The sequence below is a fragment of the Haloarcula sp. CBA1129 genome (assembly GCF_008729015.1).
In the GTDB taxonomy this organism is placed as follows: Archaea; Halobacteriota; Halobacteria; order Halobacteriales; family Haloarculaceae; genus Haloarcula.
Genome location: NZ_RKSM01000001.1, coordinates 1,198,321 through 1,212,099 on the forward strand (window position 1 = coordinate 1,198,321; position 13,779 = coordinate 1,212,099).

General features: G+C 65.1%; 11 protein-coding genes. 3 read left to right on the forward strand and 8 right to left on the reverse strand.

What is annotated here, in order from left to right:
* Window positions 1–29 precede the first annotated feature (29 nt).
* From Har1129_RS06010 to Har1129_RS06020, 3 genes are all read right to left on the reverse strand, one after another.
* Window positions 30–1,817 carry a glycosyltransferase family 39 protein gene (locus tag Har1129_RS06010; RefSeq protein ID WP_151099835.1) on the reverse strand — a complete coding sequence of 596 codons (1,788 nt, stop codon included), beginning with the start codon at window positions 1,815–1,817 and terminating at the stop codon, window positions 30–32.
* Window positions 1,818–1,859: 42 nt separating this feature from the next.
* Window positions 1,860–2,546, reverse strand: coding sequence for a glycosyltransferase (locus tag Har1129_RS06015; RefSeq protein ID WP_151099836.1), 687 nt, complete (start codon window positions 2,544–2,546; stop codon window positions 1,860–1,862).
* 70 nt (window positions 2,547–2,616) lie between these two features.
* Window positions 2,617–3,966, reverse strand: coding sequence for an MFS transporter (locus Har1129_RS06020; protein ID WP_151099837.1), 1,350 nt, complete (start codon window positions 3,964–3,966; stop codon window positions 2,617–2,619).
* 74 nt (window positions 3,967–4,040) lie between these two features.
* Between Har1129_RS06020 and Har1129_RS06025 the strand changes: the two genes are divergently transcribed.
* Window positions 4,041–4,268: a ribbon-helix-helix domain-containing protein gene (locus Har1129_RS06025; RefSeq protein ID WP_004518043.1), complete on the forward strand. Its 228-nt coding sequence runs from the start codon at window positions 4,041–4,043 to the stop codon at window positions 4,266–4,268.
* On the opposite strand, the gene Har1129_RS06030 is transcribed toward Har1129_RS06025, so the two are convergent.
* Complete coding sequence (locus Har1129_RS06030; RefSeq protein ID WP_151099838.1) at window positions 4,265–4,600, reverse strand: hypothetical protein; 336 nt, start codon at window positions 4,598–4,600, stop codon at window positions 4,265–4,267. The two genes, Har1129_RS06025 and Har1129_RS06030, sit on opposite strands and share 4 nt — an antisense overlap.
* Window positions 4,601–4,640: 40 nt before the next feature.
* The gene (locus tag Har1129_RS06035) at window positions 4,641–5,186 is read right to left on the reverse strand and encodes a hypothetical protein (protein ID WP_151099839.1); all 546 of its coding nucleotides are present in this window, start codon (window positions 5,184–5,186) and stop codon (window positions 4,641–4,643) included.
* 141 nt (window positions 5,187–5,327) lie between these two features.
* Between Har1129_RS06035 and Har1129_RS06040 the strand changes: the two genes are divergently transcribed.
* Window positions 5,328–5,723, forward strand: a complete 396-nt coding sequence (locus tag Har1129_RS06040; RefSeq protein ID WP_151099840.1) for a DUF2237 family protein — start codon at window positions 5,328–5,330, stop codon at window positions 5,721–5,723.
* 69 nt (window positions 5,724–5,792) lie between these two features.
* Window positions 5,793–8,480: an AAA domain-containing protein gene (locus Har1129_RS06045; RefSeq protein ID WP_151099841.1), complete on the forward strand. Its 2,688-nt coding sequence runs from the start codon at window positions 5,793–5,795 to the stop codon at window positions 8,478–8,480.
* Here the strand turns inward: Har1129_RS06045 and Har1129_RS06050 are convergent.
* The 3 genes from Har1129_RS06050 to Har1129_RS06060 form a co-directional block, all read right to left on the reverse strand.
* Window positions 8,477–10,177: a PH domain-containing protein gene (locus Har1129_RS06050; protein ID WP_151099842.1), complete on the reverse strand. Its 1,701-nt coding sequence runs from the start codon at window positions 10,175–10,177 to the stop codon at window positions 8,477–8,479. The genes Har1129_RS06045 and Har1129_RS06050 overlap by 4 nt on opposite strands.
* Window positions 10,174–10,635 (reverse strand): PH domain-containing protein, encoded by a 462-nt coding sequence (locus tag Har1129_RS06055; RefSeq protein ID WP_151099843.1) that lies wholly within the window; start codon window positions 10,633–10,635, stop codon window positions 10,174–10,176. The genes Har1129_RS06050 and Har1129_RS06055 overlap by 4 nt, the downstream gene beginning before the upstream one ends.
* Window positions 10,636–10,780: 145 nt before the next feature.
* Complete coding sequence (locus tag Har1129_RS06060; protein WP_151099844.1) at window positions 10,781–13,531, reverse strand: ATP-dependent helicase; 2,751 nt, start codon at window positions 13,529–13,531, stop codon at window positions 10,781–10,783.
* Between the last annotated feature and the right edge of the window lie 248 nt (window positions 13,532–13,779).

Below are 13,779 nucleotides of genomic sequence, written 5' to 3' on the forward strand. Positions count from 1 at the left end.
GGCCGGAAAGAGCCCTACACGGGTCGGAGTCAGAACGGCGGGTGACGGTCCGAATCGCACTCGCCGGTGCGCTCCAGAATGAGCGTGTACTGGTTCGCCGCGAGTTCCTGCTCGTCGGCGAACTGGTCCGTATGCGGAACGACGCCGAGCCTGAGCAGGTCGGTGAACGAGCCGGGGGTCGGTCGCTGGGGGACGAAGTTCGGCGGCCGCTCCCCGAACTCGGCGACGATCTCGTAGTTGGTCTCCTCGTTCAGAAGGCTCCGGAGGTAGGTGGCCTGTGCGTCGCCGTTCCGGTAGTAGGTGTCCTCCTTGAGATACAGGAGGTCCCGGTACCCGATCTGGATGTATCGCGGGCACGCCATCGCTTCCTCCGCCTCCGAGTCCTGTCCGGCGACGTGTCGGGCGGCCATCGAGTGCGGGATTGCAGTGTCTTGAATGTGGACGCGATACGTCTCCACCACGTCACCGTCGGCGCTGTTGTCTTCCAGCCACGCCGTCGCTTCGTCGCGGGGCATGGATGCGAACTGCGCCGTCCCGACGCCGGCGTAGACCGCCGTTGTGACCAACAGAACAGCCATTACCGGCCGGGCAAGAGACGACGAGCGCTCGCGGAGTTGCACCAGTCGCCCCCCGACGAGCAAGGCGATGAGCGGGAACGTCGGCAGGAGGTGGTGCACGCGGAAGTCGTGCCACTGGGAGAACATCGCGATGTAGGCCGTCAGTCCCGTCAGGACGAGAACGGTGCCGTGAAACGCCGACGTTCGCTCCCGCAGCGTGGCAACGGTCGCAACGACGCTGGCCGCGGCCGCGGCGAACAGCGGCAGGCCGAGCGCACTGAAGTACCCTCGGAGGAACCACCACCACACCGGAGCGTCGGGCCCCGTCGTATGGCTCATCCGCGAGGCCGAGCCGCCGAACACCCGATCGACGAACGGTTCCGCGCCCGCCACGAGCGCGGTCGGGAAGCCGATCACGATCATAACGAACCCGAGTAACGCGCCACTTAGCAGGAGTTTCGGCCGGTACAACGTCTCCGGCAGCGGTGCATCGACGGCGTGAGCGCGGAGCAGGAATGCGACGCCGATAAGCAGGATGACCGGCGCGGCCGTCAGTTTGAACGCGATAGCGACGCCGCCAGCGGCGCTGGCCGCCAGAAACAGCGTCCCGTCGTCGGTCTGAATATACCGGACCAGCAAGTACAGCGCGAGGAGAACGAATACCAGCGCCGGCATATCCTCGCCGGCCTCCTTCGAGATGGTGAGGAAACCGAAGGTCAGCGAGAGCACGGCGGCCGAGAGCCGGCCGGCGTTGCGCCCCTCTATCGCGACGCCGAGGCGGTACGTGAGGTAGACGGCACAGAGTGCGGCGACGACGTTCGTCAGGCGGATAGCGACGAGGCTCCATGTCCAGATCCACTCTGGCGTGGCGGCCCAGACCTCGTAGTGGCCGAACTCCCAGCCCGGAAATGCCAGTGACGTGAACGCGCCTCCGTCCCCAGTGATGACGGCGACGAGGACGACGGGAAGGATGGCCAGCGCATAGAGGTACAGCGTCGCGCCGAAGGGGGCTCGGCCCCACTCCACACCGGCTTTGAGACCTTCGAAACTCGGGTCTTCGAGGACAGCGCCGTAGGTGACCATCGCGTCTAGCAAGCGGCTGTACTCGTCGCGGGTCGCGAAGTTCGGAACCCGGTGCCAAAACCAGAATCCGACCATGACCGTCGATACAAGCAGAATATACCGGAGGTACGGGTCCTCTCGAAGGTCAGCCCGCACCTGTTCGACAGCACGTCGGGGCAGTGACCGCCAGCCACTCATCGTGTCACCGCTCCGGGGTGTGCGTTGAAAAGGTTGCCCTTCTCAGAAGTAGTCAGCATCGAACTCTCGGCGGAGGATGTAGTGGTTCGCGTATCCGCGGACGTACTTCGCGAACAGCGATAGATATCCCTCGTCGGCCTCTCTGCGGGCAGACGTATCGACACAGGAATCGGCGTCGTAGACGATTCGGCCGTAGTCTTTCATCCGCAGGGAGAGTTCCGTGTCCTCCATGAACGGGATGTCCTCGTCGAAGCCGCCCGCGGCCTCGAAGGCGTCGGCCCGGAAGCTACAGTTGAAGCCCGGTTGCTGGACGAAACCAAGCGGCCATGACACCCGATACCAGTAGTCAGACAGTAGTTTGAACAGCACGCGGTGTTTGAGACTGTCTTCGAGCGGGCGTGCGGGGCCACCGACCCCCACGACATCGTCGTCGGTGTAGTGCCTGAGATGCAGGCGAACCCAGTCGTCGGGAACGACGGTGTCGGCGTCGGTAAACAGGAGAATCGGCGCCGTCGCGGCCGCTGCTCCGCGGTTCCTTGCAATCCCTGCCCCGCCCTCGTCACACCGAACGACGGTGTCGACGAAGGACGTGTCGCGGGCCACCTGTTCCGTGCCGTCGTCGCCGCCGACCACGACGACAAGTTCGACGGGCTGTGACTCGAAGGGAGCCAGACAGCGGGCCAGCGACTCCGCCTCGTTGTAGGCCGGGACGATGACTGCGGCGTCCATCTGAGAGTCAGGTACACCGCACAGACAGAAATAGCAAGCGATGCGGCGGCCTGTCCCCAACTCCGTGCAATCACGAACGCCGCGCGAGGACAGTCCCCGCAAGGACGGCGACGAGTGCGATACCAGCGAGCGTTCCGAACAGCGCCGTCGCGTTCGCAAAGGCCAGAATCGACCCCGCAAGACCACCGCCAAGCGCACCCACGCCGAACACACCCAGATACGTGTAGCCGTACGACAGGCCGCGCGTTCCGGCGGGCGTGTACTCCGCGACTGCGGCCTGATACATCGGCTGGACGACGAAAAGGGCGATGCCCAGCAGCGCGCCCAGCACCGCCAGCGGACCGAGTCCCATGCCCGACACCGGAACGAACAGGACGGCGAGCGTGGCGAGCACCAGAAACGACCCGGCGATGCCGTACTCGACTGGAATCCGGTCGCTCAGTTTGCCGCCGGCATACTGGCCGAGAACGCCGATGAGCAACAGGCCGGCGTAGAAGTAGTCCTGCGGCTTGAGCGTCTGCCCCGTCCCAGCCTCGATACCCAGCACAGACAGGACACTGGAGGGCAACAGCGTCTCTATCGGAATGGGCTCAAAGCCCGGCAGGTCCCGCAGGAGTTCCGGGAGAAAGGTGAGGATGCCGCGGTAGTACAGTCCCGAGCACATGACGACGACGAACACGAGCAGGAAGGTCCCGGTCAGCAAGTGCTTGCTCTCCGTGAGAAACTCCCCGAGCGAGTCGATACCGCTGCTGGCTTTTGACCCGCCGTCCGTCGCGGCCGTCACCGCCGCCGTCTCGTCGAAGCTCGCTCGCGAAGCGTAGACGGCGGCAAGCAACGCAGGAACCCCGAGGACGAGCGCGACCGTCCGCCACTCGGCGACCAGCAGGAGAACCGCGGCGACAAGCGGGCCGAGGCCGATGCCGAGGTTGCCGGCGACACCGTGGTAGGCCAGCCCGGTCCCGCGCTGTTCGACGCCCTTGCTGATGAGCGAGAGCCCGGCCGGATGATACACGCTGGCCGAGAGCCCCCAGAGGACCAGCGCCAGTGCGATGACGACCATACTCGGGGCCAGTCCCAGCAGGATGTACGACCCGCCCATGCCGAGCAGACAGCCCGTGATGAGCCGCCGGGAGCCGATACGGTCGACGACGATACCGCCCGGAAGCGCGCCGGCCCCGAACAGGCCATAGCCCAGCGTCACGATGACACCGACGGTCGCCGTCGTCACGTCGAACTGGGCGATACCGAGGTTGATGAGGTCGAACTCGGTGAGCCAGATGACGACGAAGATCGGGACCGCCATCTCGTAGGTGTGGACCAGCCCGTGTGCGAGCATGACCAGTGCGGTGATCGCTCGGTCGTTCGCGTTCACACTGTGGTTCGTGTCGGCCGCCGGCAAGTGTATGACGGTTCCGCACATCCACGCGGACGCCTTTTTAACCGCTCTCAAAAGCAGGGGTGGGTTTTTATGTCCGAACAGTATAGGCCGCAAGTGTGAGCAAGATCAAGGTGTCACTTCCGGACCAGGTCGACTCGGACATCCAGCGACTCGTCGAGCAAGGCGAGTTCCTCAACCGTGATCAGGCCGTCGAAGACCTCCTGAAGCGAGGGATTTCGGCCTACAACACCACGACGGAAGAGACCGAGACGCTTGATGAAGAGATTTTCGACCAGACGGCCTCCGAACAGCAGGACCCAGCGATGCAGGACGACTTCCTCTAATCGCGGTTCTGCGAGAGTCTGCCGTCGTCGTCGGATGCCCGCTGTCCGGAGCCGTCGTTTTTCTGCCGGCGCTGTTTCGTTCGCGCGCCGGGTTTCGGTCCCCTATCGAACGACTCGTACGGCGTCTCTGCGATGCTCTCCGGGATGATATACCACGCAAGCGCACCGCCGGCAACGGTTCCGCCAACGAAAATTCCGAGTACGGTCAGCAGTCCGGCACCGCCGTACAGCGTCACCAGCCCCATCGAGACGCCGATGAGAAGCGCGAACCCGACCTGCGTGTATCGAAGAAAGCGTTGCCGATCGGCATCCGTCATCGATGGGCCGACCATCAGCGACCCCCGGAACAGATAAGGCGTGACCGTTCGGGCATCAGTAGAAGCCCCGTTCTACGTCTTCCTCGATAACGTCCTCGAACTCCGCGTCGAGTAGCTCCTCCGCCTCCTCGAACGTCTCCGTGAGGTCGCTCATCTGGTCGGGCCGGTCGTGGTGATCGAACTCCATCGGGCCGTAGGCCGGGGAGTCCATCGCGTCCATCATGTCCTCTAGCAGCGCTTGCGGCGACGTGGGTACGTCCGCATGGGTCTCAAGCACCGTTTCGAGGTTCTTTGCCTTTTCCTTGGCGTCGTCCTCGTCCTCTGGTCCCTGCTGGACGCCGAAGATGCCCGAGCCGTCGTTTGGAAACAGTGGGTCGATGTCCTCGTCGATGCGGCGGGCCACCTGAGATCCGACGCCCTGTACCTCGAAGGGGTTCTTGGCGTAGGTCTTGAGCTGATAGACGCCAGCGTCAGGGTGACCGAAGTAGATATCCTCGCCGATACCGTTCGCGCGGTCGCCCCCGACGGCACGCCAGTCCCCCGGATTGGCGTTGCTCTCCATCACGTCTTCGAGAATGTCCTGCCAGTCACGAACGCGCATTGTCAGTCTCCCGTTCGGTCTGGGTCAGAATGAACCCATCGGTCCTGAGTGGCACAGTCGCAGCTGATGAGAGCGGCGTGACAGCCGGGAAACGAGCAGCATAGGCGAACGCCTTTACTCTACGGAACAGCCAGACGTGGTATGGAAAGCGAACGCAACGTCCTCGGCGAGGAGCTGGCCCTCTGTTCGATGGACCCGGAAACGGGGTTCATGCGCGACGGCTACTGTTACCCGCTCCAGCGCGACCCGGGGCGGCACGAAATCTGTGCGGTGATGACGGCGGAGTTTCTGGAGTACAGCAAGGCACAGGGTAACGACCTCGTGACGCCGCGGCCGGAGCTGAACTTTCCGGGCCTCGACCCCGGTGACAACTGGTGTGTCTGTGTCCCGCGCTGGATAGAGGCCCACGAGGCAGGCAAAGCGCCGCCGGTGAACCTCGAAGCGACGAGCGAGGACGTACTCGAAGACGTATCACTGGAAACACTGGAAGAATACGCCGCTGACACGGAGTCCGATGCCGACACAAACAGCGAATGAGCCGCGGCACGAACGACTTTTGAGGGGCCGTCCCGTGGCTTTTGCCGTGCAACAGGGGAGGGCCAAACGATGAGCGCCGACCGCGTTCGCGGCGTCGTCGTCGACGTCGAGGAGCCGAAGACGGTGAACACACAGTACGGCGAGAGCGACCTCTGTGAGGTGACGATACGCCCCGACCGCGGGGCTGGCGAGCCGACGACGGTCACGCTCTGGGGCAAATGGAGCGAGAACGCCGAAGTCATCGAGACAGGGATGGAAATTGCCGTCTACAACCCCGACGAGCGCGAGTACCAGGGCGAACAGCAGTACTCCGTCGGCGGCGACGCCACGCTCGTCGTCCAGCCGGACTTTCTCGTCGACGTGACCGACATCCGGGCGTGGGTGCAGTGCCCGCGGATGTACTACCTCCGGAAACTCGACGGCGCGGACCACGCCTACCCGCTGGTGAAAGGGACCGTCGTCCACGAAGTGTTCGGGGACCTACTTCGTGGGCGTGACCTCGACACCGCTATCGAGGAACAGGTCGACGCCGCCGGCCTCGACATCGGGCTGCTTGGCCGCGAGGCCGACGAGGTCGCCGGCGACGTGCGCGACCACGCGTCGGCTATTCAGGGGTGGCTGCAGCAGGGAACACTCACTGAAACAGACGAGTGGCGCTCAGAGATGACGCTCATCTCCGAGCGGTTCGGGATGAAAGGGCGGGCCGACGCCGTCCGGCGCGGGATGCCCGTCGAACTCAAGACGGGGAAAAACACCAAGCGGGAGCCGCGGTTCCAAGACAAGATTCAGGCTACCGCCTACGCGCTGATGCTGGGTGAACGCGCCGCGGGTGTTGGCAGCGCCGTCGACGCAGCCCCGGACACCGGCACGCTCCTCTACACGAAGAACGCGGCTGTGGACCGCACCGAGGAGAGCGGCGATCTCTCGCCGGCCAAGGAGTTCTCCATCGGCAGTGGGCTGTTGAACTACGTCGTCCGGACCCGCAACGAAATCGCGGCCATGGAGTACGACTCGGGCGTGCCGACGGGCTACGAGGCCAACGCGAAATGCGAGTACTGCTTCGAACAGGACACCTGTATGGCCGTCTCCGGTCGGCTCAATCAGGAATCCAAGGCCGGAACGGTCGGCCGAGCGGTACCCGACGAGGAACTGGACTACTTCGAGCGATTCTACACGGCCATCGAGGCTGAGCGCCGAGCCGTCCACCGCGAGTACGCGAAGCTCTGGGAGCAGACGCCCGAGGAACGCGCCGACAACGACCGTGCACTCATCGGCCTCGAACCGACTGGCCGCACGGAACTCGACGGCGGCCGCTGGGAACTCCGCGCGACAGGGACCGGGGCCGTCTCGAAGATTCGCGAGGGGAGCCTCGTGCTCGCCAGCGACGGTGACCCGGTGACCGGTAATGCCGAACTGGCCCGCGTGGAACGTCTCGGCGACGAAATCGTCGTCACGGCCGACGAACCGCTCGACCTCCGCCGGCTCGACGTCTACCCCTCCGAGCTGACGACCGACCGGCTCCAGAACGCGCTGCACGACGCCGTGCTCCTCCAGTCACCCGAACAGAAAGACGTGCTGTTTGGGCGACGCGAACCGGAGTTCAATCCGGTCGAGGAGACGTTCATCGACAACAACGACGCCCAGAACGAAGCGGTCCAGTTGGCTGTCGGCGCGGAAGAGTTCGCGCTCGTCCACGGCCCGCCGGGGACGGGCAAGACCTACACGCTGGCGCGGATGGTCCGGGCTTTGGTAGACCGAGGTGACCGGGTCCTGCTCTCGGCCTTTACCAACCGCGCCGTCGACAATCTGCTGGAGGCGCTGGAAGAGCAGGGGTACACTGACATCGTCCGCGTCGGCACGGAGAGCGGCGTCCGCGAGGATATGCAGACCTACCGGCTGGAGACCAGCGGCGACCCCGGTGAATGTGCAAACCGACTCCAGAACGCGCAGGTCGTCGCGGCGACGACGGCCACCTGCGGCGGGAGCACGCTCCAGACACAGGAGTTCGATGTCGCGGTCGTCGACGAGGCCGGCCAGCTCACCGAACCGGGGACGCTGGCGGCGACGACGCTCGCCGACCGGTTCGTGCTCGTCGGCGACCACCAGCAGTTGCCGCCCGTGGTCCAGTCCGAGGACGAGACGCTGTCGGCCTCGCTGTTCGAGCGGCTCATCGACGCCCACCCAGACGCGGGTGTGATGCTGGACCGCCAGTACCGGATGGCCCAGCACATCCAAGCCTTCGCCTCACGGGAGTTCTACGACGGACAACTGCGGCCCGCGACCGGCGAAGTGGCCGCTCAGCGGCTCGATGACCTCGACGGCGTCTCGACAGCGAGCTTGCCCGAGGGACTCCGGGACCGCGTGGCGTTCGTCGACCCCGGCGGAAGTCAGGTCGGTAACACGAACCCCGTCGAGGCCGACCGCATCGCCGAGATAGTGGCGTCGTACCGCTCCGCAGGGGTTCCGGCCGACGATATCGGCGTCATCGCGCCGTACCGCGCGCAGGTCGCGGAGATCTCGAAGCGCCTGCCCGACGTGACCGTCGACACGGTCGACCGGTTCCAAGGGTCGAGCAAGGAGGTCATCGTCATCTCCTTTGTCGCCACTGGGACGCTCGACAGCCCGATCTTCGAGGATTACCGGCGCATCAACGTCGCCCTCACCCGAGCGAAGAAGGCGCTCGTCCTCGTCGGCGACGACGACGCGCTGGCGACGGACGAGGTGTACGGCCGGATGGTCGAGTGGGCACGGGGTTAACTCCCCTCGCCGCTCGCCGTTTCGTCAGCCGCTGACTCCCCGCGCCGCCGCGAAGCGATGTGTGCGGTGAGGCGTTCTCGCAGCGTGTCTCTGAGTTCTGTTGCGGTGTCCTCGTCGATGTCGTACACCCGAGCGACGCCGCCGAGCAGGCTCGACGAACTCGCCGTGTCGGCTCCGACGGTCGCCAAGTCGCGGCGGCGCTGGAACGGCGAGCGGGTGACGAACACGGTCTGGAGCCGGTAATACGGGACGACACGCGTCGTCCGCCGCCAGAAGCCGCTTCGGGTCGCCAGCACCGACTCGCCTAGGTCGAACCCGCGGTGTCGCCAGCGGAGGTGGGCCGCCGGCACAACGGTGAGGAAAAGGAGGGCCACAAGCCACCAGTAGCCAGTCTCAAGCACTAGCGAGTCGACGGCGTAGGCGACCGCGGTGAGGCCGGTCGCCGCCAGCGAGAAACGGGCGAGATACCGTCGGCGGGCGCGTTTCGGTGACCGGTCGAAGTCGAGGTCGCCGAACGGCTCGATGTCGCGGGCCAGTTCGTACACCTCCTCACGGGGGGCGAGAGGCACGGCGACACCCTGCGTTGACTGTTGATTGCCGCCGCTGTAGCCGGCCGTCTCGACGGCCAGCGTCGCGTAGCCGAACTGCCGCATCAGGACGTTCTCGCGGATAGTGACTGTCTGGACCTTCTCCAGCGGGATGTTACCGCTATAGCGGCGCAACAGCCCCCGCTCGTACCGGAGGTCGCCGTCAGCCTGCGTGAGTTGGAAGCCGTAGTACTCGATGACTGTCAGGGCCACGCTGACGACCAGTGCGAGCAGGAGGAACTGGACGAGAGAGAGTGCAGCAAAGACAGCGAGCCGTGAGGTTTCGGGCGACCCAAGTAGCCACCGTATCACCGGGCCATTCAGCGACGCCCCGACGAGACCGGCGTTGAACCGCAGCACAGTCCAGACGATGTCCATCCCCAGCGGGAGCGACGCGAGCGTCAGAACCGGGGCGGCCGGCCGGACAGAGACGAGTGCGTACGTCAGAAGTTCACGCTGGTCGAACGCGAACAACAGCGACCCGTCCGGCTGGTCGCGCTCCACTGTGTCCGAGGTCGAAGCCGAGTCACCGAAGTCACCCGCCGTCTGTGCGTCGCCGGTGTGTGTCGGTGTGGGACCGGTCACGCCGGGAAGGTCGGCATGGGCCGAGTGGCCAGATGTCGCAGTCTCAGACACTGCATCGGAGGTGGCCGCCTGCGTCTCGGCGGCCTCGTCTCGGTCGTGGGTCCGCACGTAGTTCCGCAGGCGTTTGACTTCGGCCTCGTCGACTGCGTCCAGCGTGGCTTCCGTCGCGCTGCCACCGGCCGTCTCGAAGCGGACGATTGCGAGTCCGAGCAGGCGGTTGAGGATATTCTGCTCGATGTCAAGGTTCTGGACGCGGCCCAGCGGAATCTGGCGGGACTGTCTGGCGAAGACGCCGGATTCGACAGTGAGCGTGTCGCCAGCAAGTTCGTAGCGAAAACGAAGGTAGCGCGCCAGCGCGTAGCCGCTAAAGGTCAGTGCGCCGAGCAGGCCAAGCAGCGGAACCGCGAACGCCGGCAGTCCGAACATTCCGGTCCCGAGTGAGCCCCCGAAAAATCCGAAGAAGCCGCCTTGCAGCGCTGCTCTGGCGACTCGCAGGACCGCACTTCGCGGGTGGAGCCGGTTCATACCGCGTCCGTGGCCTCGCTCTCGTTCGCGAGGTCACGGAGCTGTTCGCGCAGTTCGGTGGCCCGCTCAGGGCGCAGTCCGGGAATCGTGATGTCCGCGCCGCGGGTCCCAGCGGTGTAGACGACGACGCTCGCCAGCCCGACAGCGCGCTCTACTGGGCCGCGCGTCGTGTCGACGTGCTGGACGCGGACGTACGGGACGGACGTGTCGGTCCGGGTCACGACGCCACGGAGGAGAAAGAGTGCGTCGTCCTGCAGGTCAAAGCGCCAGATTCGGTGGGCGGCGATAGCGTGAGCGACGCCGAGTAACACCAGCACAAGCCAGCCGCCGACGATGACCGTCTGTGGCAGTGCGACCGCAAAGCGGTCGACGAGGTAGGCGATGACCCCAAGCACCGATGCCTGGATGACCGTCGACAGGACCCACAGCAGCCTCACTCGCGGGTGGAGCGACTCCATATATCCCAATTCAGGGGCCGGCCGCGGATTAACGGTTTGGCTGCGGGGCGAAATTGGAACAGTCCCGGTCCGCACGGGGAGCGGATTGTGGTCCGAGTGGCCCTGCCGTTCACCCTCCGAACAGTGAGCGCGGTTTCGGCGACGCTCAGTCGTCGGTGGCAACGGCGCTGTCCTCGGCGTCGCCGTCTGAAATCTCGTCCAGCACGCGCTGGTGGAACTCCTGCAGGACAGCCGACTCGTCCTCGGCGAGCACTACGTCGCTGGCCATCAGCGTCGCGAGTCCGAAGGCGCGCGGTGACGGCGAGTCGACGCGGGTCCGGACCACGTCCACGTCGCCGTCCTGCATCGCACGCAGGACGGACTCGATGCCGGCAACGTTGAGCTTGTCCTCCAGAATCTCGCGATAGGTCTCCTCGACAACGGCGAAGTCGCCGAGGTCCTCGGCGAACCCGAGCAACATCTCCGAGGAGACCTGCTGTTCGCTGGCTGACTTCTCGTAGCCCTTGTAGCGTTTGAGGATCATCAGCGAGCGCGTGGCGTTGATGCGGAAGTACCGCTGGAGGAGGTCGGTCCCGTTGAGGCTGGCCTGCAGGTCCTCGCGGGCCGTTTCGGGGTCGATATCACGGACAATCCGCGCGATGTCGACCTTGCGGTTCAGCGGCATCGAGAGCGTGAAGCCGTTGTCGGCGACGGCGACCTGCACGTTGGCGCTGGCCGCCCGGGCGATGTGGTACGCCAGTAGCCGCGAGAAGCCGTCGTTGAACCGCCGACCGTAGTTCGAGTGGACGTGGTAGTGGCGCTCGTACTCGTCGTGGTCCAGCGTCTCCTCGATGACGAGGCGGTCGGTCGTCGCCACGCTGTCCGGGCCGGCGTAGGCCACCTGCTCGCGGAACATCCGCGCGATGGCCCGGACGCTGTTCTCGTCGACGGGGAACTCTCGGAGCCAGTTCCGAACTTCCGACATCCCCCCATCGGCCAGCCGGTCCAGTAGCTGTCCCTGAAAGTCCAGAATTTCCCGGCCGAGGTCATAGGAGAGGGGGAGGCGTTCGGAGAACCACGACGGGACCGTCGGGCGGGCGGCGGTCCGGTCGACGTACACCTTCGACCCGCGGCGGTAGCGGTACTCGAAGTTGTCCCCGCCGAGTACGAACACGTCCCCTTTCTCCAGCGTGTCGAGATAGGATTCGTCGAGCTGGCCGACCCAGCTGTCGTCGCTGCGGGTCACGACATCACACGTGAAAGAGTCCGGAATCGTCCCAATGTTCGTCATGTAGATGACCCGTGCGAGCCGGCCGCGCTTGCCGATGAGCGGCTGACCCACATCGAAATCCTCGTAGTGGTGCTCCCCGTCAGGCGCGTCGTTCGTGTCACGCCAGATTTTCGCGTAGACGTTCTTGTCCTCCATCCCCGGGTAGTCGGCAGTCATATACCGCATCAGTTGCTCCCAGTCCTCGTCGCCGTAGTTCCGGTACGGGTAGGCCCGCCGAAGGACGCCGTTGAACGTTTCCTCAGGCCGAACGTCGTTGATAGCCATACCGTAGATTTGCTGGGTTGCCACGTCCTGTGCGTTCTCGGGGATGAACACGCGGTCGACGAAGCCCCGCTCGGCCTTTTCGAGCATCACCGCGCACTCGACCAGTTCGTCGCGGTCCAGCGCGATGACGCGACCCTCGACGGTCTCGCCGAGCTGGTGGCCGGCGCGGCCGATGCGCTGGAGCAACGCGGCGACGGATTTCGGCGACCCGACTTGCACCACGAGGTCGATGTGGGGCATGTCGATGCCCAGTTCCAGACTGGTCGAGGTCGTCACCACATCGAGCGTGCCGGCCTTCAGCGACTCCTCGATGTCGCGGCGCTTCTCCTTCGAGAGCGACCCGTGATGACAGCCGGAGTTTGACTCGTCGTAGTCGTCGAACTTCTCGCGGAGGTTATGCAGGACGCGCTCGGCCCCCGAGCGGGTGTTCGTGAACACGAGCGTGTTCGTATGGGACTGGACGTGCTCGTGGAGCTGTTTGTAGAACCGCTCGGTGACGATGTCCCGCGGCGTGTTGATGAGGTCGTCGGCCGGACAGGACAGCTCCATGTCGAAGTCGCGGGCGAAGCGCGTGTCCACGATCTCGTAGTCGCGGGGGTCGCCGCCGGGTTCCTCGCGGCCGACCAGAAACTCCGCGACGGTGTCCAGTGGCTCGACGGTCGCCGAACAGCCGATTCGTGTGGGCGATTCCTCGACCATCTCTTCCAGCCGTTCCAGCGACACGGAGAGGTGGGTCCCGCGCTTGTTCTCGGCGAGGCTGTGGATCTCGTCGACGATGACGTACTCGATGGTTTCGAGCTTTTTCTTGAATTTCGGGGAGTTCAGCAGAATCGCCAGCGTTTCCGGCGTCGTGTTGAGGATGTGGGGCGTCGTCTCAAGCATCGCCTGTCGCTCGCTGTCGCTAGTGTCGCCGTGCCGGATTGCGTGCCTGATTTCCACGTCCTCGCCGCGCTCGTCGAGTTTCGCCGTGATACCGTCCAGTGGCTGTCCGAGGTTCCGGTGGATGTCGTTGGCGAGCGATTTCAGCGGCGAGACGTACAGGCAGTAGACGGAGTTCTCCAGTTCGTCATCGCGGGCCTTGCCGAACAGTTCGTTGATGATGCCGGTAAAGGAGGCCAGCGTCTTACCGCTCCCCGTCGGCGCGCAGATGAGGGCGTTCTCGCCTTCGTGGATGAGCGGGATAGCTTCCTTCTGTGGCGGTGTGAAGAAGCCGCCGTTGCCGGGGACGAACTCGCCGAACTGCTCGACCCACCACTCCTGAACGACGGGTGCGAGACGGGAAAGCACCTCCTCGTCGTCGATGTCGACCGCTTCCGGGTCGAAACTCGGGTCGGTGGCTGCGAGACGCTCGCGTCCTCCCATTGTCGGCTCTTACCGACCAGTAGGACCGCCGCGGCAAGTGGGTTCCGCCATCCCGACGCGGAGCAGACCGACGCGACCGCCTCACGACCCCCGTTCTCACCGGCTGCGGTGGCGTCCGTGACTGGAACGGGAGACAAGCGAGCCGATCTTGTCCCAAGTGTCGCCCTGTCGTGGCCGGGGGCATCTCGTTCATCGAACCTCGGAGCGGGCGTAGAGACACAAATGGATCTATGTGGTTCCACGAGATT

Bases quoted from the DNA above. Each gene is read 5' to 3' on its own strand.
- Har1129_RS06010 (WP_151099835.1), bottom strand. From the start codon at position 1,817: ATGAGTGGCTGGCGGTCACTGCCCCGACGTGCTGTCGAACAGGTGCGG.
- Har1129_RS06015 (WP_151099836.1), bottom strand. From the start codon at position 2,546: ATGGACGCCGCAGTCATCGTCCCGGCCTACAACGAGGCGGAGTCGCTG.
- Har1129_RS06020 (WP_151099837.1), bottom strand. From the start codon at position 3,966: ATGTGCGGAACCGTCATACACTTGCCGGCGGCCGACACGAACCACAGT.
- Har1129_RS06030 (WP_151099838.1), bottom strand. From the start codon at position 4,600: ATGGTCGGCCCATCGATGACGGATGCCGATCGGCAACGCTTTCTTCGA.
- Har1129_RS06035 (WP_151099839.1), bottom strand. From the start codon at position 5,186: ATGCGCGTTCGTGACTGGCAGGACATTCTCGAAGACGTGATGGAGAGC.
- Har1129_RS06040 (WP_151099840.1), top strand. From the start codon at position 5,328: ATGGAAAGCGAACGCAACGTCCTCGGCGAGGAGCTGGCCCTCTGTTCG.
- Har1129_RS06045 (WP_151099841.1), top strand. From the start codon at position 5,793: ATGAGCGCCGACCGCGTTCGCGGCGTCGTCGTCGACGTCGAGGAGCCG.
- Har1129_RS06050 (WP_151099842.1), bottom strand. From the start codon at position 10,177: ATGAACCGGCTCCACCCGCGAAGTGCGGTCCTGCGAGTCGCCAGAGCA.
- Har1129_RS06055 (WP_151099843.1), bottom strand. From the start codon at position 10,635: ATGGAGTCGCTCCACCCGCGAGTGAGGCTGCTGTGGGTCCTGTCGACG.
- Har1129_RS06060 (WP_151099844.1), bottom strand. From the start codon at position 13,531: ATGGGAGGACGCGAGCGTCTCGCAGCCACCGACCCGAGTTTCGACCCG.